The following is a 21,937-nucleotide window of genomic DNA, read 5'->3' as shown; positions in this document are numbered from 1 at the left end:
AGCAGATGAGCAGCAGGAGGACCGGCCTGCTGGCCTCGGTGGGCGCCACCATTCCCGTGGTGGCCGCCCCGATGGCCGGTGGGCCGAGCCGTCCCGAGCTGGTCGTGGCCGCCGCCGCAGCCGGGGGAGTCGGCTTCCTCGCGGCCGGGTACAAGAGGCCCGAGGACCTGGCGGCGCAGATCCAGCAGGTGCAGCAGTCCACGCCGCGCTTCGGGGTGAACCTCTTCGTGCCGAACCCGGTCCCGATCGGGCTTGAGGAGCTCGATCGGCACCGCGCTGAGCTGCAGCAGTGGCTGGGCGACCATGCCCGCGCTGGGGCAGGGTGGGCGGCGGAGGTGGAGCTGCCGGAGATCAGCAGCCTCGCGGGAGTCACTTCAGCGCCCGGCGAGGTCTGGGAGGACTTCTGGGAGCAGAAGCTCGAGGTGCTCGAGGCGAACCCGGTGCCGCTGATCAGCCTGACCTTCGGTCTGCCGTCAGCCCTGGACATCGCACGGATGCGGGCCACCGGGGCGAAGGTGCTGCAGACCGTGACCTCTGTCGCGGAGGCTGTGAGCGCAACCGGCGCCGGGGTCGACGGGCTGATCGTCCAGGCCTCATCAGCTGGGGGCCACTCCGGGACCTGGACTCCGCGGGATCCACCCGCGGAGATAGATCTCCTCGAGCTGCTTCAGGCTGTCTCCGGCCGCACCGAACTGCCGCTCTGGGCGGCGGGCGGCATCGCCGACGCCGAAGGGGTCAGCTCCGTACTGCATGCAGGTGCGGAGGGCGCGGTGCTGGGCACCGCGCTGCTGCGCTGCCCCGAGAGCGGGACACATCCGGTACATCAGCAGGCTCTGGCCGCTCCTCCGGGAGTGTCAGAGACCATCATGACCACCGCGTTCTCAGGTCGGCCGGCGCGGGCGCTGCGCAACAGCCTCACCGAGGCGCTGACCGCATCTGCGCCGTCGGGGTTCCCGGCACTGCATCAGCTCAGCGCGGGACTGCGCCGAGCAGCGGGTGCCGCCTCAGACCCGCACGGGTTGAACCTCTGGGCCGGAACAGGGTTCGCCGCAGCACGTTCGGACCCGGCCGGCGAGGTCATGCGCTGCTTCGCGGGCGGCCACCGGATCTGAGCGGACGTCCTCCTAGCAAGGACCGGCTCCCGATGGACGGGCTCTAGCTAGCGCACACAGCCTCTAGATGAAGATGGCCGGGTCCAGCGCGTACTCCGCCGGGTCGACGTGGGGCTTCCGCTCGGCGACTCCGCGCTGACGCGCCTTGGCCGGAACGCCGGTGAGGATCGAGTTGGGCGGTGAGGACTTCACCACCACGGCGTTGGCGCCCACGGCTGAGCCGGCGCCGATCTCCACGGGGCCGATCACCTTCGCGCCGGCACCCACGACGACTCCGTCGCGCAGGGTCGGGTGGCGCTTGGTCTGTTCCAGGGATCGTCCACCGAGGGTGACGCCCTGATAGAGCATGCAGTCGTCACCGATCTCGGCGGTCTCGCCGATGACCACGCCCATGCCGTGGTCGATGAAGAAACGACGCCCGATCTGGGCTCCCGGGTGGATCTCGATCCCGGTGAGGCCGCGGGTCAGCTGGGACAGCGCGCGGGCCGGGGTCTTCAGCGGTCGCCGTTGCCACATCTTGTGGGCGACCCGGTAGGACCAGACCGCGTGCAGGCCGGAGTAGACGAGCACCACCTCTGCGGTGCTGCGCGAGGCCGGATCATGTTCACGCGCGGCCTTGATGTCCTCGCGCAGACGCTTCAGAGGTCCCAAGGGGGAACCAACCTTTCACAGGGATCGAACTTCACGGCTGGTGGGCGGATCAGCCGCGGATGTCTTCGTAGAGCAGGGTGGAGATGTAGCGCTCTCCGAAGTCACAGGCGAAGGTCACGATGAGCTTGTCGCGGTTCTCCTCGCGGGAGGCCAGTTCCAGTGCGGCGGCGACGTTGGCTCCGGTGGAGATGCCGCCGAGGATGCCCTCCTGGGTGCCGAGGTCGCGGGCGCAGCTCACGGCCTTCTCGAGGTTGGCCTGGTAGACCTCGTCGTAGATCTCCTGGTCCAGGATGTCGGGAATGAAGTTCGGCCCGATGCCCTGGATCTTGTGCGGACCGGCGGTGCCGCCGGAGAGGATCGGGGAGTCTTCGGGTTCCACAGCGACCAGGTGGATGCTGGGCTTGTATTCCTTGAGTCGGCGCCCGGCACCGGTGATGGTGCCGCCGGTGCCGATGCCGGCGATGAAGATGTCGACCTCGCCGTCGGTGTCGCGCCAGACCTCTTCACCGGTGGTCCGGTAGTGCGTGGCGGGGTTGGCCTCGTTGGCGAACTGCCGGGCCCAGATGGAGTTCTCGGTCTCGGCCACGATGGCCTTGGCGCGCTCCACCGCGCCGCGCATGCCCTCAGCTCCGGGGGTCAGCACGATCTCGGCGCCGTAGGCGCGCAGCATCACGCGACGCTCGGTGGACATGGTCTCCGGCATGGTCAGGACCACGCGGTAGCCGCGGGCGGCACCCACCATGGCCAGCGCGATCCCGGTGTTGCCCGAGGTGCCCTCCACGATGGTCCCGCCGGGCTTGAGCATTCCGGACTCTTCCGCGGCGTCGACGATGGCGGCGCCGATGCGGTCCTTGATCGAGCCGGCGGGGGAGTAGAACTCCAGCTTCATCGCGATGTTGCCCGGAAGGTCCGCACCCAGCCGGTTCAGCCGGACCAGGGGGGTGTTGCCGACTGCCTGGGTGATGTTGTCAAGAATCTTGGCCATGTCAGTGTGTGGACCTTTCTTCCTCGGGTTTCAACCATGAAGCATAGTCTCTGCGGAGCTTTGCGACCTTGGGATCGATGATGACCTGACAGTATCCGACATCGGGACGGCGCGAGTGGAAGTCCTGATGGACCTCCTCGGCCTCGAAGACCCGTCCCAGCGGTTCCAGGGTGGTGACGATGGGCCGGTTGAAGGAGTTCTGCGCGTGGGCGATCGCGGCGGCGAACTCATCGTGCTGTGCCTCATCGGTGTAGAACATGGACGAGCGGTACTGGGTGCCGACGTCGTAGCCCTGCCGGTTCAGGGTGGTCGGGTCGTGGCTGGAGAAGAACACGTTGTAGAGCACCTGGTCCGGGAGCACGTTGGGGTCGTAACCGATCTCAACGGCTTCTGCGTGTCCGGTGCCGCCGGAGGCCACGGCTTCATAGATGGCGGGACCGGAGCCGCCGGTGTAGACGCTGCGCACGTGATGCACTCCGCGGAGTCGGCGTGCGAGGGAATCCAGGCACCAGAAGCAGCCGGCCGCGAGCACCACGGTCTTGAGAGAATTGTCCATGCCCAACACAACCGTCCGTGTCCCGGACTGTATTCCTGATCTGTGGCCTGTAGAAAAGAGATATGTCGCCCAGCCCCGCTCCGCGTCCGAATGAGACCACCACCGATTCCCAGGTCCCGACCCTCGATGAGGTGCTCGATGCCGCCGAGGAGCTCTGGCCGCGCTCCCTGGCCGAGTCCTGGGACGCCGTCGGGCTGGTCACCGGGCGGCGCGAGGCACCGGTGCGCCGGATCCACTTCGCCGTGGACCCGGTCCGCGCGGTCATCGAGGAGGCGGCGAGCTCCGGGACAGATCTGCTGATCACCCATCACCCGCTGCTGCTGCGCGGGGTCACCTCGGTGGAGGCGGGACAGTTCAAGGGCGAGATGGTGCACCGGCTGATCGAGTCGGGATGCGCCTTGCTGACTGCTCATACCAATGGGGATTCCGCGATCGGCGGGGTCAATGATGTCCTCGCCGGTGCGCTGGGGCTCGAGGACACCGCGCCGCTGGCTCCTGCCGCAGAAGGACTGGTTGAGGAGGGCCTCGGCCGGATCGGCATGCTCACCGAGCCTATGACGCTCGGGGACTTCGCCGCACGGGTGTTCTCCGTGCTGCCTGCCGTGGCGGGCGGCGTGCGGGTTGCCGGTGACCGGGACGGCCTTGTCCAGCGCGTGGCGCTGTGCGGCGGGGCGGGGGACTCCATGCTGTCCGCGGCTGCCGAGGCAGGGGCCGATGTCTTCCTCACCGCGGATCTGCGGCATCATCCGGCCTCAGAGGCCCGGGAGGCGGCCGTGGGGGGACGCCCGGGTCTGATCGATGTCTCACACTTCGCCTCGGAATGGCTCTGGCTGCCCACCGCGGCCCAGGCGCTCCACCGGGCGCTGACCGATCGCGGCTACGATGTGGAAGTTGCCGTGAGCGGCATCAACACCGACCCCTGGGACTTCGTGCTCACACCCGGCCACTGAGCCGGCCCGTGGCCCCGACGTCCCTGTTTCAAGACCTGTACTGACCTGAAGGTGCGTGAGCCATGACCACTCTGTTCGTCGAGGCCGACGGCGGAAGCCGCGGCAATCCTGGAATCGCCGGCTCCGGCGCCCTGGTCCGCAACGAGGCGGGTCAGATTCTCGCCACCAAGGCCACCCCGCTGGGCAAGGCGAGCAACAACGTCGCCGAGTACACCGGGCTCATCGAGGGTCTGCGGCTGGCCCGTGACCTGGACCCGCAGGCCTCCGTGGAGGTCAAGCTGGACTCAAAGCTCGTGGTGGAGCAGATGAGCGGGCGCTGGAAGATCAAGCACGAGGACATGAAGCGCCTGGCCGCTGAGGCCGCCACTATCCTGCCGCCGATGCAGGTTCGCTACACCTGGATCCCGCGCAAGGACAACGGCGACGCCGACGCGCTCAGCAACGAGGCCATGGACGCCTGCGCCGCCGGGAGCGCCTGGGATCCGAGCCGCAGTCGGATCCGCCCGGTGGCCTGAACGCTTTAGTCCCGGTTAAAGTCCAGTCTGAAACGAGCGTCACAGACGATTGGATGGTTCGGGACCAACACGCCACAGCGTAAGTCTCACGGTGACAGAGACCTGAACGAGAACTCGGTTCGCCTCTGCCGGACTCCTGTGGACAGTTTTGACCATCAAGCAAGTGCAACGGCAGGATGTGGGGCAAGCCACTCCCAACGTTCCGCGTCCGAGTGCAGTCCAATGCCCAGACAACATGTTCGTGATTCGTCCAACTGAGGTCGCAGAGCCCCGGGTAGCAGGATGCAGCGTCCCTCGTGACCTCCCACGCATAACAAGCCGTCGGGATGAGGAGGTGAGAAGTCGGTCATTGACCACGACGGGCCAGAACCCGTCGAACTTTTCTCGGACACTCCCCAAGCGAGCTATCGCTAACACGACTCTCCATAGGAATACTGTGCTCGAGAGCTGACCGCCCGGGGTGGAGTTTGATGGGGACTTTGGGCCGGGGTAGACATCTGCTTAGCCACAGCGTTCTGTGTGGCTGCAGCGGTCAGACTTCGGTATAAGCGAGCAGTTTGCTCGAACCCGGATTCGGAGTAGTCAGCCTACTCGGTGCATCGGCTCCACCCACCCGTCGCTGTATCATGGCGGTGACGAGCCTGAGGGTCAGCGCGGGTTGGGGTCTGCCGCACCAATAGGTGACAGGTGTAGTCACGCCGCGAGAGCGACGCCGGTGTTCATGATTGCTTCGTACTCAACTGGGGTCAACCCCAATAGCCGTTTCTGCCTGCGGCGGCGGTGATAGGTCCGCTCGATCCATGTCACGATCGCGATCCGCAGCTGATCGCGGGTCTGCCATGAGCGGCGATCCAGGACGTTCTTCTGAAGCAGCGCAAAGAAGCTCTCCATCGCCGCATTGTCTCCCGCGGCCCCGACTCTGCCCATCGATCCGACCAGGTCATGTCGACCCAGAGCACGCACCAGTTTCCGTGCTCGAAACTGCGATCCGCGGTCGGTGTGGAACACGCACCCGGCCACGTCACCGCGCCGAGCCACGGCGTTGTTGACTGCATCCACGGCCAGGCGGGCCTTCATCCGGTCACTGATCGAATACCCCACGATCCGGTTGGAAAAGACGTCCTTGACCGCGCAGAGATAGAGCTTTCCTTCAGCGGTCTTGTGTTCGGTGATGTCGCTGAGCCAGAGCTGATTGGGAGCATCAGCGGCGAAGTCGCGTTGGACCCGGTCGTCGTGGACTGGTGGGCCGGGCCGGCGGCCCTTGCCGCCCTTCTTCTTCCCGAACGCGCTCCACCAGCCGTTGTCTCGACAGATCCGCCACGCCGTACGGCCTGCCATCGGCTCACCAGCATCACGGGCCTCATCCAAGAGGAACCGGTAGCCGAACTCAGGGTCATCGACGGTGAGCATCAAAGAGCGCGTTCGCTCGATGGGCCTGGACCCGCTCAGCGTCAGTGACAGGATCAGCCAGCCACCGGTAGTAGGGCTGACGAGCAAGCTTCAAGACCCGGCACGCCACCGCGATGGGGATCCCATCGACGGCGAGCTCACTCACGAGCGGGTAGAGCCTTTCCGGCAGGTTCGCCTGCGAGAGATACGCCGCTGCACGCCGCAGTACCTCGACCTCCTGTTCCAAGAGCCGGACCCGCTTGCGGGCTTCGCGCAGCTCGGCTGACTCGGTGCGGGTCTGACCGGGCTTGGCCCCGTCATCGATCTGAGCCCGGCGCAGCCATTTCTGCAGCGTCATGGAGTGGACACCGAAGTCTTTGGCGATCTGTTCGATCGTGACTCCGGGTTCACGCTTCCTGGCCACGCGGACAACATCGTCGCGGAACTCTGAGGGATAGGGCTTGGGCACAAGGACATCCTTCCAGGCCGCCCGCAGGCAAGCCAGAGTAGATGTCACCTACCGGTGCAGCAGACCCTCTTGATTCTGAATTCAAGGGGTACCCCGTGGAGCCTAATTCGCATCTTGTCGTCCGCACTTCTGCCTGTTCCGGAATTTTCAGCACCAGGGTCACACGGTGCGTGATGTGTGCGGCTTCCGTTGCCCTCGGCCCGGTTCGATCCCGCGAGACCGACTCGACGCGTGGTCTCAGGGCAGCTTCAACTCTGCACCGAACTGCCCTCGTCCAGCGAGGGGCGGGCTGATGATCACCGTCAACCAGCTCATGTCTGGGATCACCTCAAACCTCTTTGTGACTCAGTCCCTTCACGATGCCGCAGCGCTGCTCTGTGACGGGAATATCAGCGGTGGAGAGACCGCAGCGCTGGTGAGCGATCTTTCCCACCGCCCAGTGGGGTTGATCACCGAGGCAGATCTGGCCGAGATCGCGGCGCGGCATCCAGGTGACTGGAGGAAGAAGCGCTGTGCCTGCCTCCTGACCGAGGATCTTGATTTCCTCAGGCCGGAGCACGACATCGAAGGCGTGCTCGAACGTTATCGCGCCGATGACGTCAAGCCACTGCTCGTCCTCGAGGGGGACGATCCGGTGGGCATCGTCTACCCGGAGGCAGTCTTCGCCTCGTGCGCGGAGCAGCGGTCACCGATCTGGAGCGGCACCACCGCCGCCAAGGGGCCTTCCTCGGACTTTGATCAGCTGCTGCTGGACCAGGAGGCGCCCGGATACTCGCCATGATGCGACACCAGCATTCCGAGCCCATCACACCGGCCACCTCCAGAAGTCTGTGTCGAGCCTCCCGTAGGAGGTGAACCCGCCGCTATTGTCATAGCAGGGCACGGTGTCCTGCCTGGAGGAGGCCACGAGCGCCATGAAGAAGAAGAGTCTGGGACCACGGATTCGGCGAGTCTTCCTGTGGACGATGATCGGCTCGTTCTGTCTCGCGGCGGCTGCCGGGATCTTCGTCCTGATCGGCGTGAGCTTCGGCGAGACCGGTGCGCGGGTGCTCGCTACAACCTCGACGGTGGGCGCGTTCAGCCTGGCGATGTTGTGCTGTGGCGCGGTCTTCAGTCGGCCCAGTCGGATGGTGGGCGTGGCAGGTGTGGCAGTCTGCCTGCTCACCTTGGCCTGGAGCATCTTCATGATCTGGTCTGAGGTGGAACACGCATGGAGCACATTCCAGGTTCTGCTCTCGGGGATCACCCTTACCGTGGCGTTCAGCTTTGCGAGCCTGGTCCTGGCATCCGCAACCGCTCGCGACAAGCTGATCCGCGGCCTGCTCTGGTCCTGCCTCGGGTTGATCGCTGTCGGCGTTTCCCTCACGATGGTGCTCATCTGGGACGAGGGGTGGGAGGGCGAACTCTTCCCCCGCGCCTATGGCATCGTCCTGATTCTGGCCGTTCTCTGCGGGGTGGTGGCTCCGCTGCTGTCCAGTCTTCGGAAGCGAGGCGCCCCGCACCAGTCAGAAGATCAGCGAGGAGTCCGAGACGATGCCTGGGCCGTGCCAACCGAGGGGGGAGCGCTTGACCCGGCTCTGGTGGCGGCCCTGCGGCAAGAGGCGGCGACCCGAGGGATCACGGTGGCGCAGCTCGTCGATCCGCTCCTGCGCTCTCCACGGACGTAGCAGAACTTCTCGGCGCTGCTAGGAGGCCCGACGCGTGGACCACACCGCCAGCCCGACGAGTGCCGGCTGGAAGAACAGCCGCACGAGCCGCTTGCGATCGGTGTCCAGGCCGAACCCGTCACGCTTGTGCACGTACTGTGCGATGTTGCCGGGGAAGACCGCGGCGAAGAACACCCCTGCAGCCTTCCCGACCAGCGGGCGGTGCTCACGGGAGAACAGCAGCGCGGTGCCCAGCCCGATCTCGGCCACGCCGGACGCCAGGACTGTCGTGTCAGGGTCCAGAGGGATGGATTCAGGCACCTGGGCGCGGAACTCTTCGCGGGCCCAGGCCAGGTGTGAGACCCCGGCGAATGTGAGTGCCGAGCCGAGGAAGATTCGACCGGTGGTGCGCGCGATGGAAGCCATGGAGACAGGTTATCCTCGCCCCACCCTCGGCGGGGAATCCGCTCAGGGGTGATCCGCAGTACCCTGCGCACCGGCGGTGCCGGAGTGTTCCGGCGAGTGGGCCGCGGCGATTCCGCTGTGCCACCCGGGTGCGTCCCCTCCGTCAGGCGGAGCCAGCGCGGCAGCGTCGATTCCAGCGGACTCCAGCAGCCAGGAGATCAGTGAGTTGGAGTTCCACATGTCTCCGATCCCGAACACGTCGCGCCCCCAGGTCAGCTGTGGGGCCCTAGAGATTCTGCCGATGAGAGCACAGGCATCCTCGGCGGCGAGCAGGAATTGATTCGGGGGACCGACGGCCCATTCAAGATCGGGGATGGTTCCGTCTCTCCAACATCTGATCTCGTAGCGGAAGAACGGAGAGGCGCCGAACCAGGCGATGCCCACGGGTCCCTGGGCCACTACGCCGCGAGGCCCGCGGGGCTGGCCCCATACCGGGGTCATCTCCACCACATAGTCATCGGGGCCGTGGGTCACCTCGAGTGCGGCATGGAACAACGGACGGGGTCGGCGGCGCGCCCTGCGCGCGCGCAGCGATTCCCACCACCTGCTCGTATGGACCACGACGTGCCCGCCGGCCCCTACCGGAATCCACCACAGGTCCACGTGATGCCCGGTCATGGCTGCGCGGGCCGCGTGGTCGGGCACCAGGACGGGGACTCCATATTTGTAGGATAGGGCTCCCATACCGCCCGCTCCAGAGCCTGGTGCGCCGACTTTGGAACCCTGCCACCCCAGCGTTCTTTTGGGCAGGGAGCCAGGCGCGGCGGGCAGCTCGGAAAGTGGTGGGCCCTGCCGGGATCGAACCGACGACACCCGCGGTGTAAACGCGGTGCTCTACCAGCTGAGCTAAAGGCCCGTGCCCAGAGGCCGCCGAGTGGGCGCGATCTGGTGCAGCAAGAAGTGTAACAACCCCAAGCTGCGGCTCAGGACCGGCCGCGAGACGCGTCGAGCTTCGTCTGCTCGGCCGCGTACAGCGCCGCCCCCACGATCCCGGCGTTGTTCTGCAGCGCCGCGACCTCGACCTTCGCCCGCAGATCCTTGATCTCGGGGAGGAAGTCCTCGCTGCGCTTGGAGATCCCACCGCCGATGATGAACAGCTCTGGGGACTGCAGCCGCTCGACGTGCTTGAGGAACCGGTTCAACAGCTGGCCGTATTCATCCCAGGGCATATCGGCCCGTTCACGAGCCGCCGCGGAGGCCTTCTTCTCGGCCACCTCGCCCTCGAACTCCAGGTGGCCCATCTCGCTGTTGGGGACCAGCACGCCGTCGTGCACCAGGGCCGACCCGATGCCGGTGCCCAGGGTGATCGTCATGACCGTGCCCTCGAGCCCCTTGCCGGCACCGTAGCGCGCCTCGGCGAGACCGGCGCCGTCGGCGTCGTTGAGCGTGTGGATCTGACCGGGGAGGTGGCGCAGCAGCTTCGCGGCATCGGTGTTGATCCAGGACTCATCGATGTTCGCCGCGGAGAGCACGATGTTCTTGTCCACGATCGCCGGGAACAGCACGCCTACCGAGAGCTCCTCCAGCGCCGGTGCCTTCTCCCGGCTGAGCAGCTCGTCGAGGATCTGCCCGATCACCTCGGCCACCGCCTCCGGGGTCGCCGGTTTCGGAGTGGGGATGCGGTACCGGTCACCGGTCAGGGTGCCCTTGTGCAGGTTCACCAGACCGCCCTTGATGCCGGTGCCGCCCACATCGATGCCGATGGCCCGTTTGGGAAGATCGCTGATGGTCTCGCTGGCGGAGCCGAGGGCCTGGGCAGCCAGGGGCTGCTCGTGGGAAGAGCTCATAGTGATGCAGTATCTCCGTGCTGTGGGGGAGGGGACCGGACTCAGGCGCCTGAGGGCAGCGTGAGGATCTCGGCGCCGTCATCGGTGACGACCAGAGTGTGCTCGAACTGCGCGGTGCGCTTCCGGTCGCGGGTCACGGCCGTCCAGCCGTCCTCCCACATGTCCCAGTGGCGCGTGCCCAGGGTGAGCATCGGTTCGATGGTGAACACCATTCCCGGCTCCATCAGGCGCGCGTGGTCCGGTGCTGCATCGAAGTGCGGGATCACCAGGCCGGTGTGGAACGCCTTGCCCACGCCGTGGCCGATGAACTCGCGTACGACACCATAGCCGAAGCGTTTCGCGTAGGACTCGATGGCGCGACCGATCACGTTGATCGGGCGGCCAGGCTTCACCGCTCGGATGGCGCGCATCATGGCTTCTTCGGTGCGCTCCACCAGCAGCCGGGTCTCCTCGTCGACCTCGCCGACGAAGAAGGTGCGGTTGTGATCCCCATGCACGCCGTCGATGTATGCGGTGATGTCGAGGTTCACGATGTCCCCCTCGGCGAGCACCGTGGAATCCGGGATGCCGTGGCAGATCACCTCGTTGACCGAGGTGCAGATCGCTTTGGGGAATCCACGGTAGGACAGGCAGGACGGGTAGGCCCCGCGGTCGGTGAGGTACTTATGCGCGTAGGCGTCCAGCTCCTCGGTGGTGACCCCGGGGCGGATCAGCGCGGCGGTGGCGACCATGGCATCGGCGGCGAGCTGGGCGGCCCGGCGGATCCGTTCCACGGTGGCGGCGTCGTAGACGTCCTCGCCGGTGTACTCCGGCGGTGCCTCGAGACCTACGTAGTTGGGCCGTTCGATATGCGCCGGGACCGGACGCTGCGGGGACACCGTGCCCTTGGTGAGCGTGCCCACCGGGGCACGGGAAGACAGGGGGGTGGACTGCGGGGTAGCCATGGCATTCATCCTATCGGTCCGCGGGTTCAGGGCGCCGGGGGCGCAGCTGCAGCGCCAGCGCGACCACCGCGATGCCCACGATCACCCTGATCGCCACCGGCAGCGAGGAGCCCTGGGTCATCACCCCGATGGCCGGAGACAGGCTCAGCATCACCGCGCGCATCGCCCAGCTGATCCAGGTCACGCCGCTGTGCGCCGGCAGCCCCGGTACCCGGTCCGCCCGCGCGAAGGCCAGCGGGACGGTCACGGCGCAGCCCAGGCCTGCCAGCGCGAGCCCCACCAGGGTCAGCGCGGCTCCGGGGGCCCAGGCGGCACCGAGCAGCCCGAGGATCACCGCCGAGAGGCTCAGGATCAGCGAACCCCGTTCCCCGAGCCGGTCGATCACCCGGTCCCCGAACATCCTGCCGATGAACTGGGCGCTGAGCAGCACGGTGAGTCCGACGCCGGCCGAGGCGGGGTCCATGCCGCGCTCGCTCGAGAGCAGCACAGCGGACCAGTTGTTGCCGACATCCTCCACCGAGATTCCGGCCAGCGCGATCAGCGCCAACGGGAGCAGGATCTTCATCGTGGACCACCCGGAGGGTCTCACCGGGGTCTGCGCGTCCTCCGGCTCCGCTTCGGGTTCAGGCATGAACGCCCTGGCCGCGAGGGTCATCGCCAGCACACAGACCAGCGACCAGGCCGCCATATGGACCACCAGCGGCACGCCGAGGACCGCGGCCAGGATCCCGACGGCGCCGCCGAGCGCCGCGCCGATGCTCCACCCGGCATGCATCGAGTTCAGCAGCGACCGTCGATACGCGGCCTGGACGCGCAGCCCCTGACTGTTCTGCGCCACGTCCACGGCGGCATCACCGAAACCGGTGACCAGCAGACCCACCACCACCACCCAGGGATTCCCCAGCGCCACCCCGGCGGCTGCGAGGGTCAGCCCGCCGCCCATCCAGAGCGTGCCGAAGCTCGCGGTGCGCGCGACCCCGAGCCAGCGGTTGAGCACACCTGGCATGTGCAGCGCCAGCGCGCCGCCCAGTCCGAAGCCCACCACCACCAGTCCGAAGATGGCGGGGCTGAGGCCCAGCGCGTCCTTGACCTCGGCATAACGGGCCAGCAGCGAAGCCGGCAGGGCGCCGTTGGTGGCGAAGGCGGCCATGGTCGCGACCCGGCTGCCCCGCAGAGAGGCGGCGCCGCGCCGTCGTCGACCGGAGACCGAGGCGGTCGAAGGTGAGGGGTTCGCGTGCATGAGCAGAAGTGTGACATGCCTCGGTGGCGGCGGAACCGGCGATCGCCGAGGCCCAAGACCCGCCGGTCGAGGCGGGGGCGTATTCTGGGGCCATGAGCACCGAATACTGGTTCAATCTCCGCACCGGCGAAGTCGAGGAGGGCGCGCAGTCCTCCTGGAGTCAGCTGCTAGGCCCGTATCCCACCCGCGAGGCCGCCTCCGAGGCGCTCAAGCGTGTGAAGGAGAACAACGAGGCCTGGGAGGACGAAGAGTCCAGCGAGCATTGGGACGACGACGGCGGTCACGACCGCAAGCCCACCAGCTGAGCCTCAGCCCTCGAAGCTGTGCTCCGGGGCCGGGAAGGCGCCGGCGCTGACGTCCTCGCGGTACGCCGCGGCCGCCTGCCCGACCACTTCGCGCAGGTTCGCGTACTGCTTCACGAAGCGCGGCACCCGCCCGGAGCCCAGGCCCAGCATGTCCTGCCAGACCAGCACCTGACCCGTGGTGCCGCTGCCGGCGCCGATCCCGATGGTGGGTACGCGCAGCGCCCGGTCCACCTGGGTGGCCAGCTCTGCGGGCACCATCTCCATGAGCACGCAGAACGCGCCAGCGGCCTCCAGGGCCAGGGCATCATCGATCAGTGCCTGCGCGGTGTCTCCACGGCCCTGGACCCGGTAGCCGCCCAGGGCGTGCTCGGCCTGCGGGGTGAAGCCGATGTGAGCGATCACAGGAATCCCGGCGGCGACCATGGCGCGAACATGCTCGGCCATCGCGGCGTCGCCCTCGATCTTCACCGCCTGGGCCCCGGCCTCCTTCATGAACCGCACCCCGGTGGCCACCGCATGCGCCGGGGACGCCTCGTAGCTGCCGAAGGGCAGGTCGGCGACGACCAGCGGACGCTTTGCGCCGTTGACCACGGACCGAGTGAAGACCAGCATCTCGTCCACCGTGATCGGCAACGTGGAGGAATGCCCCATCATGACGCTGGAGGCGGAGTCGCCCACCAGGAGCAGCTCGATCCCCGCCTCGTCGAAGATCGACGCGATCTGCGCGTCGTAGGCGGTCAACATGGAGAATTTCTGGCCGGCATCCTTGAACTGCTGAAGGTGCACGGTGCGGACCCGTTTCGGGCTGATCGGTTCTGACATGTGATCAGGCTACCCAATCCCGCGCGGACCAAAGCTGGGGATCGAGTGAGTTGGGTAGAGTGGTCCCGGCGACACCCACTGCATTTCAGGAGGCTTCAACGTATGGATCGACAGCAGGAATTCGTACTGCGCACCATCGAGGAGCGCGACGTCCGCTTCGTGCGCCTCTGGTTCACCGACGTGGTGGGCTCGCTGAAGTCTGTGGCGCTGGCCCCGGCCGAGGTCGAAGGGGTCTTCAACGAGGGGCTCGGCTTCGACGGCTCCTCGATCGAGGGCCTCTCCCGGGTCTTCGAATCCGACATGCTGCTGCGCCCGGACCCCTCCTCCTTCCAGATCCTGCCCTGGCGCGGTGAGGAAGAACCGACCTCGCGGATGTTCTGCGACATCCTGACCCCCGATCAGGAACCCGCCGCCGGGGACCCGCGCAACGTGCTGCGCCGCCAGCTCGACGTCGCCGGGGAGATGGGCTTCACCTGTTACACCCACCCCGAGGTCGAGTTCTACGTGCTCGAGTCCCAGGACCTCAACTCCGACGGCGAGCCGATCCCGGTGGACCGGGCCGGCTACTTCGACCACGTCACCGGAAGCGTCAGCCAGGACTTCCGTCGGCACACGGTGAACATGCTCGAAGCCGTGGGCATCTCGGTGGAGTTCAGCCACCACGAGGCAGGTCCGGGCCAGAACGAGATCGACCTGCGCTACGCCGATGCGCTGACCACCGCGGATAACATCATGACCTTCCGCACCGTGATCAAAGAGGTCGCGATCATGCAGGGCAAGTACGCCAGCTTCATGCCCAAGCCGTTCACCGAGCACCCGGGCTCCGGGATGCACACCCACTTCGGGCTCTTCGAGGGCGACACCAACGCCTTCTTCGCGCCGAACACCGAATACAACCTCTCCACCACCGCCCGGCAGTTCATCGCCGGGATCCTGCGCCACGCCCCGGAGTTCACCGCGGTGACCAACCAGTTCGTGAACTCCTATAAGCGTCTCTGGGGTGGGGGAGAGGCCCCGTCCCACGTCTCCTGGGGCCACAACAATCGCTCGGCGCTGGTCCGGGTGCCGCTGTACAAGCCGACCAAGGGCGGCTCCGCGCGCGTGGAGTTCCGCGGGATCGACTCCGGCGCGAACCCCTACCTGGGCTACGCCGCCGTGCTGGGTGCCGGGCTCAAGGGCATCCGCGAGGGCTACGAGCTGATGGAACCGGTGGGCGAGGACGTGTGGTCCTTGACCACCTCCGAGCGCAAGGCGCTGGGCATCAAGCCGCTGCCGGGCACCCTGCATGAGGCGCTGCGCCAGATGGAAGACTCTGAGCTGATGGCCGAGATCCTCGGCGAGCAGGTGTTGGAGAACTTCCTGCGCAATAAGCAGCAGGAGTGGGACGAGTATCGGGTGAACGTCTCGCCCTTCGAGATCAAACGGTACCTCGGCCTGATCTGATCGTGGCTGACTCTGCGCTGACCCGCCGGCAGCTCATCGCTGCCGGCTTCCAAGAGCTGGAGCGTGCCTCCGGGTTCTTCGCCGACGAGCATCTCGCCGGACTGGACCCGCAGGTGCTGCTGAAGACCCTGCACTATGCGCCGAACCCGGATCAGGCGCTGCTGCTGCTGATCCGGCTGGTGGAACGTGCCGGGGAGGTCTGTGACCTCTTCCAGGTCGTCACCGACGGGGTCTACCTGCGCGCGGTCCCGCTGGTCCGGCTGCTCGGCGCCTCCCAGGCGCTGGGCGAGTTCCTGGTCCGCCGCCCAGAGAACCGCGATCTGTTGTTCGAGATCGCCGACACCCTGGAGGCGGATCGGGACGAGCACCAGCACAACCATGCCCCCGACGACGCCGCGGCCAGCGCCGTCCCAGGGGTCACCGAACCCGAGGTGCTGCGCACCCGGCTGATGGAATCCGTGCACGCCGACGCCTCGGCGGAGCTGCCCACCGCAGCGCTGGACTCCGAGTTCACCGCCAAGGCGGCGGGAGTCGCGCTGCGCCGGGCCTACCGGCGTGAACTGACCTCCCTGGCGCTGCGCGATCTCAGCGCCGCGGATCCTGCGGCCTATCAGCCGCTGGTCTCGAGACAACTCTCGGACCTGGCCGGGGCTGCCATCGACGCGGCGCTGGCGGTCAGCCGGGCCGAGCTGACCGACCGCAACGGGCGCACCGCGGCGGTCGTGGAGCTGGCCGTGATCGGGATGGGCAAATGCGGCGCCCGCGAGTTGAACTACATCTCGGACGTGGACGTGATCTTCGTCCACCGCGCCTCCGCGGAGATCGACACCGCCGCGGCACGCAACACTGCGGTGGCCATGGCCTCAGGGATCTCCAAGGTCATCAACGGCTCCGGTCCCGAGCCCGGTCTCTGGGAGATCGACGCGAACCTGCGCCCCGAGGGCCGCGAGGGAGATCTCTCCCGCACCCTGGAATCCCACCTGGAGTACTACAAGCGCTGGGCCCATGGCTGGGAGTTCCAGGCGCTGCTCAAGGCCCGGCCCATCGCCGGCAGCCGCAGTCTGGGACGGGACTACATCGAGGCGATCTGGCCGCAGGTGTGGACCTCCTCGGCGCAGGAGAACTTCGTGGAGAACGTCCAGCGGATGCGCCGCCGGGTCTTTGACAACATCCCCGCCGATGAGGTGGACCGGGAGATCAAGCTCGGCCGCGGCGGGCTGCGCGACATCGAGTTCACCGTCCAGCTGCTGCAGCTGGTCCACGGCCGGGTCGATGAGTCGCTGCGGGTGCGCGATTCACTGACCGCGATCGAGCTGCTCGAAGCTGGAGAATACGTGGCCCGGGCTGACCGGGACGCGATGTCACGCTGCTACCGGATGCTGCGCCTCTACGAGCACCGGATCCAGATGAGCAACATGCGTCGGACCCACCTGATGCCGGTGAAGCCCGATGAGATCCGTGCGCTGGCCCAGGCGGTGCACCCGCCGAACCGGCGTCGTCGTCCCTCCGGGGAGGAGGTGCTCACCCAGTGGCGCGAGATCGCCAAGGAGGTCGCCAGCTTCCATGAGCGGATCTTCTACCGCCCGCTGCTCTCCACCACCGCGGTGCTCTCCGACGAGGAGGTCCGGCTCACCGCCAAGGCCGCCCAGGACCGGCTCGCCGCGCTGGGCTATCACGACCCGGCCGGGGCGATGCGGCACATCTCGGCACTGACCTCGGGATTGTCCCGGCGCGCGAAGCTGCAGCGCCGGATCCTGCCGATGATGCTGGGCTGGTTCGGCGAAGGCGTGGACCCCGACGGCGGACTGCTGGCCTTCCGCCGGCTCAGCGAGTCACTGGGCCAGAGCCCCTGGTACCTGACCATGCTGCGCGACTCCTCGGTGGCCGCAGAGCGACTCTGCCTGGTGCTCTCAGGGTCGCGGTTCATCTCCGACATGCTGGAACACTCCCCGGAGTCCACCAAGTGGCTCGGGGACAACGCGGCGCTGGCCCCGCTCAGCTATGAGGCGCTCTGGAAAGAGATCAGCAATAAGATCACGCGGCACAAGGGTGACCTTGAGGCCGCCATGCGGCTGACCCGCCTGGTGCGCCAGCGCGAGACCCTGCGGGTCGCGATCGGTGACGCTGTGGGGCTGCTGGAGATCTCTGAGGTCGGGACCGCACTCTCTGACGTGGACCGCGCCGCGACCCTCGGGGCGATGCGCGTGGCCGAGTCCGAGGTCTGGCAGGCCGAGGGCCGCCACGCCGACCTTGCGGTGATCGCCATGGGCCGTCAGGGCGGACGGGAGATCGGTTACGGCTCCGATATGGATGCCATGTTCGTCCACAACCTCGCCGAGGGCGGTGATCCGACGCTCGCCGACGCGCAGGCACAGAAGCTGGCCATGCGGATCAGCACCCAGCTCTCCAAACCGCTCAAACCAGCGATCCGCGGGGAGTTCCCGCTCAAGCTCGACGCCGATCTGCGGCCCGAGGGCAAGCAGGGACCGCTCTCCCGGTCCCTGGACTCCTACCGCGAGTACTACCGTCGCTGGATGGATGTCTGGGAGCGTCAGGCGCTGCTGCGCGCCCGGCCGATCGGCGGCGACGATGAGCTGCTCGACGGGTTCATGGAGCTCGCCGACTCGGTGCGCTACGGCGCGCCGCCGAGCACCTCACAGATCCGGGAGATCCGCCGGATCAAGGCCCGGGTGGAGTCCGAACGGCTGCCGCGCGGAGCGGACCCGTCCCGGCACGTGAAGCTGGGCCGCGGTGGTCTCAGCGACGTGGAATGGCTGGTCCAGCTCTTCCAGCTCCAGCACGCCCACTCGATGCCGCGGCTGCGGACCAGCTCCACGCTGATCGCGCTCGACGCGATGGTCGACGAGCAGCTGATCAGCCCGCTCGACGCCGAACAGCTCACCGAGGCCTGGAAGCTATGCACCCGGGTGCGCTCCGCGACCACGGTGTGGAGCGGCAAGACCGCCGACGTGCTCCCCTCGGCGCGCGAGATCTGGACGCTGTTGCACGCTGGTGCGGGTTCCCGCCCGGCGGCAGCGCGGACTTCGAAGACCACTACCTGCGCACCACCCGGCGCTGCCGGCAGGTGTATGAGCGGCTGTTCTACGACGAGGTCTAGGCTGCTCCTGCCTCCACGCCTCCTCAGGCGGACATGGCCAGCATCAAGACGAACCCGGTGAGGGCTCCCCATCCAGCGGACTCATCTGAGCGCGACCCGTTTCGCACCGCCGAAGCCGTCACCACAGCACGGCCCGCGCGCCGAACGCCAAGGTCACGAGGCAGGCCACGGTCTCGAACCTCAGACTCCGGAGTGGGCGGTCGTCTGGATGTTGATCGGCCGGCGTCGTTGATGCGCTGACCGTGTACCCTCCGTGGGCTTCACAGCGCCGCCGCCTGCTGGACCCGGTCTTCTTCCCGAAGTCGCCGATGCGGGAGAAGTCCCAGGGCACATTCCGGAACGAGACCCAGAATCACCATGAGACCGCCGGGGGCTCCCCTCGGTGGGGCCCTTGGAGGCGCTGCAGTGGTGGTCGACTGGTTCATGTCTCGGGTCTCAGTCGCAAAGGGCGCCTCCGGCCAGCTCCAGTGAAGAGTGGGGCTGAGCGGAATGATTCTTCCACGAGGGGCAGAAGCGAGCACCCGTCGGGATGCAACGTGGGCGCAACTCGGATGTGACTACAGTCACGAGAAGAGGCCGCGTGAACAGAAGCCCGCTCCGAGAAGCCGGCATGGTCCATACGCACACCCGACTATTTCTCAGGCATCGGCCCGGGAACAGGCGGCAGCCTCAGTCTCGACCCGGACCTCCAGAAGAAGTCCCGCCACCACCCAGGAGTCATCATGAGCCATGTCAGCGCTTCCTCCACCACTACGGACTCGCACACTCCACCAGCCCACGAAACCACGATGAGGGCAGCGGTCGTCTAGGCCTTCGGCCAGGACCTCGCCATCAAAGAGATGGCCATTCCCGAGCCAGGGCCGGGACAGGCCCTGGTCAAGCTGATCTCCTCGGGCGTCTGCCACACCGACCTGCATGCCGCCGAGGGCGACTGGCCGGTCAAGCCCAGTCCGCCGTTCATCCCCGGGCATGAAGGTGTGGGCACCGTGGAGAAGCTTGGTGAGGGGGTCACCGAGCTCTCGGTGGGGCAGCTGGTGGGCAATGCCTGGCTGTGGAGTGCCTGCGGAACCTGCGAATACTGCCGAACCGGGTGGGAAACGCTGTGCGAGTCTCAGAGCAACGGGGGATACAGCGTCGACGGATCGTTCGGCGAGTACATGATCGTCGACGCCAAGTACGCCCCCCTCATCCCCGAGGGTTCTGACCCCTACGAGGTCGGACCTGTGCTCTGCGCCGGCGTGACCGTATACAAAGGGTTGAAGCAGACAGAGGTCCGCCCCGGCCAGTGGGTGGTGATCTCGGGCATCGGCGGTCTGGGCCACATCGCTGTCCAGTACGCGGTGGCCATGGGCATGCGAGTCGTCGCGGTGGACATCGCTGACGACAAGCTGGCCCTGGCCAAGCAGCACGGGGCCGAGATCGTGGTCAACGCCATGGTGGCGGATCCGGCCATCGAGATACAGGAGAAGACCGGCGGGACCCACGGCGTCCTGGTCACCGCCGTGCACCCCAAGGCATTCGGCCAGGCCATCGCCATGACTCGACGCGGCGGAACCATCGTGTTCAACGGTCTGCCCCCGGGAGAATTTCCCGCTCCGATCTTCGACATCGTGCTGAAGGGGCTGACCATCCGCGGATCGATCGTGGGTACCCGCCAGGACATGGTGGAAGCCTTGGAGTTCTACGCCCAGGGAAAGATCCATCCCACGTACAGCCGCCGTCCACTCGAGGACATCAACGCGGTTCTCGACGAGATGCAGCACGCCAAGATTGAGGGGCGCGTGGTGGTGGACTACAGCGCCACCCCGCAGCGCTGACCGAAGCCAGACCCGTGGACGGTCGAAAGTGCCGCCCGTGAATAATACGAAAGCAAATACGAGCGTTGGAGAACAAATATGATGCATTATGAGTCATCGGACGCGAAATACATGGAGAATATCAAGGAAAAATACCCGAAAGGATTCGAGGCTTTCGCGGCGTTCGACGGCGCCGTATTTTCCGAGAACGACCATGTATTGTCCAAAAAAACCCGCGAACTCATTGCGATCGCAGTAGCGACCACTACCCAGTGTCCTCATTGCGTCGAGATCCACTCCAGGGGTGCGTATAAGGCTGGGGCGTCCGAGGAGGAGATCTCCGAAGCCGTCATGGTCTCCGCAGCGCTTCGTGCAGGTGGCGCGGTGACGCACGGTTGGATGGCGATGAAGTTCTTCCAGGATGAGGCCAACAGTGGGTGAGGTGCCTTCCTGGTCCGCTCTCGCTTCTCGAGGGCCCGCCCACTGATGAGGCTCGCAGGCGGACCGAATGTCACCGAGGCATGAAGTTCCGCCTGGCGAGAGTCCCCGGAGCCCTGCCTCGGCTGATCTCCGGGGACCGACGGCCCTCCGGGCTGTCCTCTGTTCGAGATTCCACTATCTGGACGCTCATCCGACGAATGACGGGTGCTTGTGCAGACGCGAAGCAGCACCGCGGCAGCACCGCGCGAGAACGACGCGGGGCATACCGCCGAACCCGGAGTGCATTCGCGGTTCGGGTCTGTCCGGCGCAGGGGGCCGAGACCGCCGGCGAGCCAGCTGTGGATATGCGGCCCCGACCTTCCCCAGGAGATCGGCTCGCTTTCGCTGCCGTGCGTCACTGCCGGAAGAACTGGTCAGCGACGTTGAGTCTGTCCTGCTCACCTGTCGCAGAGGCCGGATGCAACGGTGATCGAGGAACCAGGGCAACCGGTGCGATGGATCGGCCCACGATGGACCGAAGACCCAGGCTGCCTCATGCAACACGACGGCCCAGACCGGCCGGGGAAGCCTGAGACTAACCCAGCCGGCCGGGCTGATGTCAGACTCAGACTGCGAGCTTGGCGATCAGGGCCTGGGCGGTCTCTGCGGAGGACTGAGGGTTCTGACCGGTGATCAGCAGGCCGTCCTCAACAACGTAGGAGCTCCAGTCCTCACCCTTGGAGTACCTGCCACCGAGCCTGGTGAGCTCGTCCTGCACGAGGAAGGGCACGACGTCGACCAGGTCGACCCCGGCCTCCTCGGTGTTGGTGAAGCCGGTGACCAGCTTTGCCTGCACCAGGGGAGTGCCGTCTTCGTTAGTGGCGTGGCGCAGCACACCCGGGGCGTGACAGACCAGCCCCACGGGCTTGTCGGCGCGAAGCGTGGTCTCGATCAGACGGATCGAGGCGGGGTCCTCGGCGAGGTCCCAGAGTGGGCCATGGCCGCCCGGGTAGAACACGGTGTCGTAGTCGGAGGCGGAGACGGTGTCCAGGCGCAGGGTCTCGGCCAGGGCGGCAGTGGCCTCAGCGTCGTCCTCGAACCGGTGGGTGTCATCGGTCTGGAAGTCCGGCACGTTGCTTGCAGGATCGAGTGGCGGCTGGCCGCCCTGCGGGGAGGCCAGGGTGATCTCATAACCGGCTTCCTTGAACCGGTAATACGGGGCGGCGAGCTCTTCGAGCCAGAACCCGGTCTTCTTGCCGGTGTCGCCGAGCTCGTCGTGGGAGGTGAGAACGATCAGGACCTTCATGGGGAACTCCTTGAAATA

At 66.9% G+C, this 21,937-nt stretch carries 20 protein-coding genes, 1 tRNA gene and 1 pseudogene; 10 read left to right on the top strand and 12 right to left on the bottom strand.

Going from position 1 to position 21,937, the window contains the following annotated elements; all coding sequences use genetic code 11:
* Nucleotides 1-5: 5 nt before the first annotated feature.
* Nucleotides 6-1,112 carry a nitronate monooxygenase family protein gene (locus BG28_RS07890; protein WP_036475526.1) on the top strand — a complete coding sequence of 369 codons (1,107 nt, stop codon included), beginning with the start codon at nt 6-8 and terminating at the stop codon, nt 1,110-1,112.
* A 63-nt stretch (nt 1,113-1,175) separates the two neighbouring features.
* Here BG28_RS07890 and epsC read toward each other — a convergent pair whose 3' ends face one another.
* Genes epsC through msrA form a run of 3 tightly spaced genes read right to left on the bottom strand, consistent with a single transcriptional unit; the run spans nt 1,176 to nt 3,304 of the window.
* Nucleotides 1,176-1,763: a serine O-acetyltransferase EpsC gene (gene epsC / locus BG28_RS07885; protein ID WP_036475525.1), complete on the bottom strand. Its 588-nt coding sequence runs from the start codon at nt 1,761-1,763 to the stop codon at nt 1,176-1,178.
* Between the two features lie 49 nt (nt 1,764-1,812).
* The gene (gene cysK, locus BG28_RS07880) at nt 1,813-2,748 is read right to left on the bottom strand and encodes a cysteine synthase A (protein WP_036475523.1); all 936 of its coding nucleotides are present in this window, start codon (nt 2,746-2,748) and stop codon (nt 1,813-1,815) included.
* A gap of 1 nt (nt 2,749) precedes the next feature.
* Complete coding sequence (msrA, locus tag BG28_RS07875; RefSeq protein ID WP_036475521.1) at nt 2,750-3,304, bottom strand: peptide-methionine (S)-S-oxide reductase MsrA; 555 nt, start codon at nt 3,302-3,304, stop codon at nt 2,750-2,752.
* A 62-nt stretch (nt 3,305-3,366) separates the two neighbouring features.
* Here msrA and BG28_RS07870 point away from each other — a divergent pair, with 62 nt between their 5' ends.
* Nucleotides 3,367-4,254 (top strand): Nif3-like dinuclear metal center hexameric protein, encoded by an 888-nt coding sequence (locus tag BG28_RS07870; RefSeq protein WP_036475519.1) that lies wholly within the window; start codon nt 3,367-3,369, stop codon nt 4,252-4,254.
* A gap of 62 nt (nt 4,255-4,316) precedes the next feature.
* Complete coding sequence (locus BG28_RS07865) at nt 4,317-4,769, top strand: reverse transcriptase-like protein (RefSeq protein WP_036475517.1); 453 nt, start codon at nt 4,317-4,319, stop codon at nt 4,767-4,769.
* A gap of 693 nt (nt 4,770-5,462) precedes the next feature.
* Here BG28_RS07865 and BG28_RS07860 read toward each other — a convergent pair.
* A protein-coding gene (locus tag BG28_RS07860; protein WP_152539246.1) for an IS3 family transposase occupies nt 5,463-6,627 on the bottom strand; the annotation gives its coding sequence in 2 pieces (ribosomal slippage) (nt 5,463-6,170 and nt 6,172-6,627; 1,164 coding nt in all).
* A gap of 292 nt (nt 6,628-6,919) precedes the next feature.
* On the opposite strand from BG28_RS07860, the gene BG28_RS07850 reads away from it, so the two are divergent.
* Both BG28_RS07850 and BG28_RS07845 read left to right on the top strand, forming a co-directional pair.
* Nucleotides 6,920-7,408 carry a hypothetical protein gene (locus BG28_RS07850; RefSeq protein WP_036475515.1) on the top strand — a complete coding sequence of 163 codons (489 nt, stop codon included), beginning with the start codon at nt 6,920-6,922 and terminating at the stop codon, nt 7,406-7,408.
* A 133-nt stretch (nt 7,409-7,541) separates the two neighbouring features.
* Nucleotides 7,542-8,294, top strand: coding sequence for a hypothetical protein (locus BG28_RS07845; protein WP_152539245.1), 753 nt, complete (start codon nt 7,542-7,544; stop codon nt 8,292-8,294).
* An 18-nt stretch (nt 8,295-8,312) separates the two neighbouring features.
* On the opposite strand, the gene BG28_RS07840 is transcribed toward BG28_RS07845, so the two are convergent.
* The 6 genes from BG28_RS07840 to BG28_RS07815 form a co-directional block, all read right to left on the bottom strand.
* Nucleotides 8,313-8,699 (bottom strand): membrane protein, encoded by a 387-nt coding sequence (locus tag BG28_RS07840; RefSeq protein ID WP_036475512.1) that lies wholly within the window; start codon nt 8,697-8,699, stop codon nt 8,313-8,315.
* 42 nt (nt 8,700-8,741) lie between these two features.
* Nucleotides 8,742-9,422 (bottom strand): hypothetical protein, encoded by a 681-nt coding sequence (locus BG28_RS07835; protein ID WP_200869313.1) that lies wholly within the window; start codon nt 9,420-9,422, stop codon nt 8,742-8,744.
* A 96-nt stretch (nt 9,423-9,518) separates the two neighbouring features.
* Nucleotides 9,519-9,594: transfer RNA gene (locus BG28_RS07830), tRNA-Val, on the bottom strand.
* A gap of 67 nt (nt 9,595-9,661) precedes the next feature.
* Entirely contained in the window at nt 9,662-10,525 is an 864-nt protein-coding gene (ppgK, locus tag BG28_RS07825; RefSeq protein WP_084479563.1) for a polyphosphate--glucose phosphotransferase, read from the bottom strand.
* A gap of 41 nt (nt 10,526-10,566) precedes the next feature.
* Entirely contained in the window at nt 10,567-11,469 is a 903-nt protein-coding gene (map, locus tag BG28_RS07820) for a type I methionyl aminopeptidase (RefSeq protein WP_133726393.1), read from the bottom strand.
* A 10-nt stretch (nt 11,470-11,479) separates the two neighbouring features.
* On the bottom strand, nt 11,480-12,709 hold the full coding sequence (locus BG28_RS07815) for an MFS transporter (protein WP_051501166.1): 1,230 nt from the start codon (nt 12,707-12,709) through the stop codon (nt 11,480-11,482).
* A 23-nt stretch (nt 12,710-12,732) separates the two neighbouring features.
* On the opposite strand from BG28_RS07815, the gene BG28_RS07810 reads away from it, so the two are divergent.
* Nucleotides 12,733-13,014 (top strand): SPOR domain-containing protein, encoded by a 282-nt coding sequence (locus BG28_RS07810; protein ID WP_369797211.1) that lies wholly within the window; start codon nt 12,733-12,735, stop codon nt 13,012-13,014.
* A gap of 3 nt (nt 13,015-13,017) precedes the next feature.
* On the opposite strand, the gene panB is transcribed toward BG28_RS07810, so the two are convergent.
* Nucleotides 13,018-13,836, bottom strand: a complete 819-nt coding sequence (gene panB, locus BG28_RS07805) for a 3-methyl-2-oxobutanoate hydroxymethyltransferase (protein ID WP_036475509.1) — start codon at nt 13,834-13,836, stop codon at nt 13,018-13,020.
* 102 nt (nt 13,837-13,938) lie between these two features.
* Between panB and glnA the strand changes: the two genes are divergently transcribed.
* The 4 genes and pseudogenes from glnA to BG28_RS07785 all read left to right on the top strand — a co-directional run bounded on the left by glnA (nt 13,939) and on the right by BG28_RS07785 (nt 20,634).
* Complete coding sequence (gene glnA / locus BG28_RS07800; protein ID WP_036475508.1) at nt 13,939-15,279, top strand: type I glutamate--ammonia ligase; 1,341 nt, start codon at nt 13,939-13,941, stop codon at nt 15,277-15,279.
* 2 nt (nt 15,280-15,281) lie between these two features.
* Nucleotides 15,282-18,397: pseudogene (locus tag BG28_RS07795) on the top strand (bifunctional [glutamine synthetase] adenylyltransferase/[glutamine synthetase]-adenylyl-L-tyrosine phosphorylase).
* Between the two features lie 839 nt (nt 18,398-19,236).
* Entirely contained in the window at nt 19,237-20,214 is a 978-nt protein-coding gene (adhP, locus tag BG28_RS07790; protein WP_235181028.1) for an alcohol dehydrogenase AdhP, read from the top strand.
* A gap of 111 nt (nt 20,215-20,325) precedes the next feature.
* The gene (locus BG28_RS07785) at nt 20,326-20,634 is read left to right on the top strand and encodes a carboxymuconolactone decarboxylase family protein (RefSeq protein WP_235181027.1); all 309 of its coding nucleotides are present in this window, start codon (nt 20,326-20,328) and stop codon (nt 20,632-20,634) included.
* A 604-nt stretch (nt 20,635-21,238) separates the two neighbouring features.
* Here the strand turns inward: BG28_RS07785 and BG28_RS07780 are convergent.
* A complete protein-coding gene (locus tag BG28_RS07780) occupies nt 21,239-21,919 on the bottom strand; it encodes a type 1 glutamine amidotransferase domain-containing protein (RefSeq protein WP_036475505.1) in 681 nt (226 codons plus the stop codon).
* Nucleotides 21,920-21,937: the final 18 nt, after the last annotated feature.

Source organism: Nesterenkonia sp. AN1 (assembly GCF_000582475.1).
GTDB classification, from domain to species: Bacteria; Actinomycetota; Actinomycetes; order Actinomycetales; family Micrococcaceae; genus Nesterenkonia; species Nesterenkonia aurantiaca.
The sequence above is the reverse complement of the archived record's forward strand: the minus strand, read 5'-3'. Positions and strand labels throughout refer to the sequence as shown.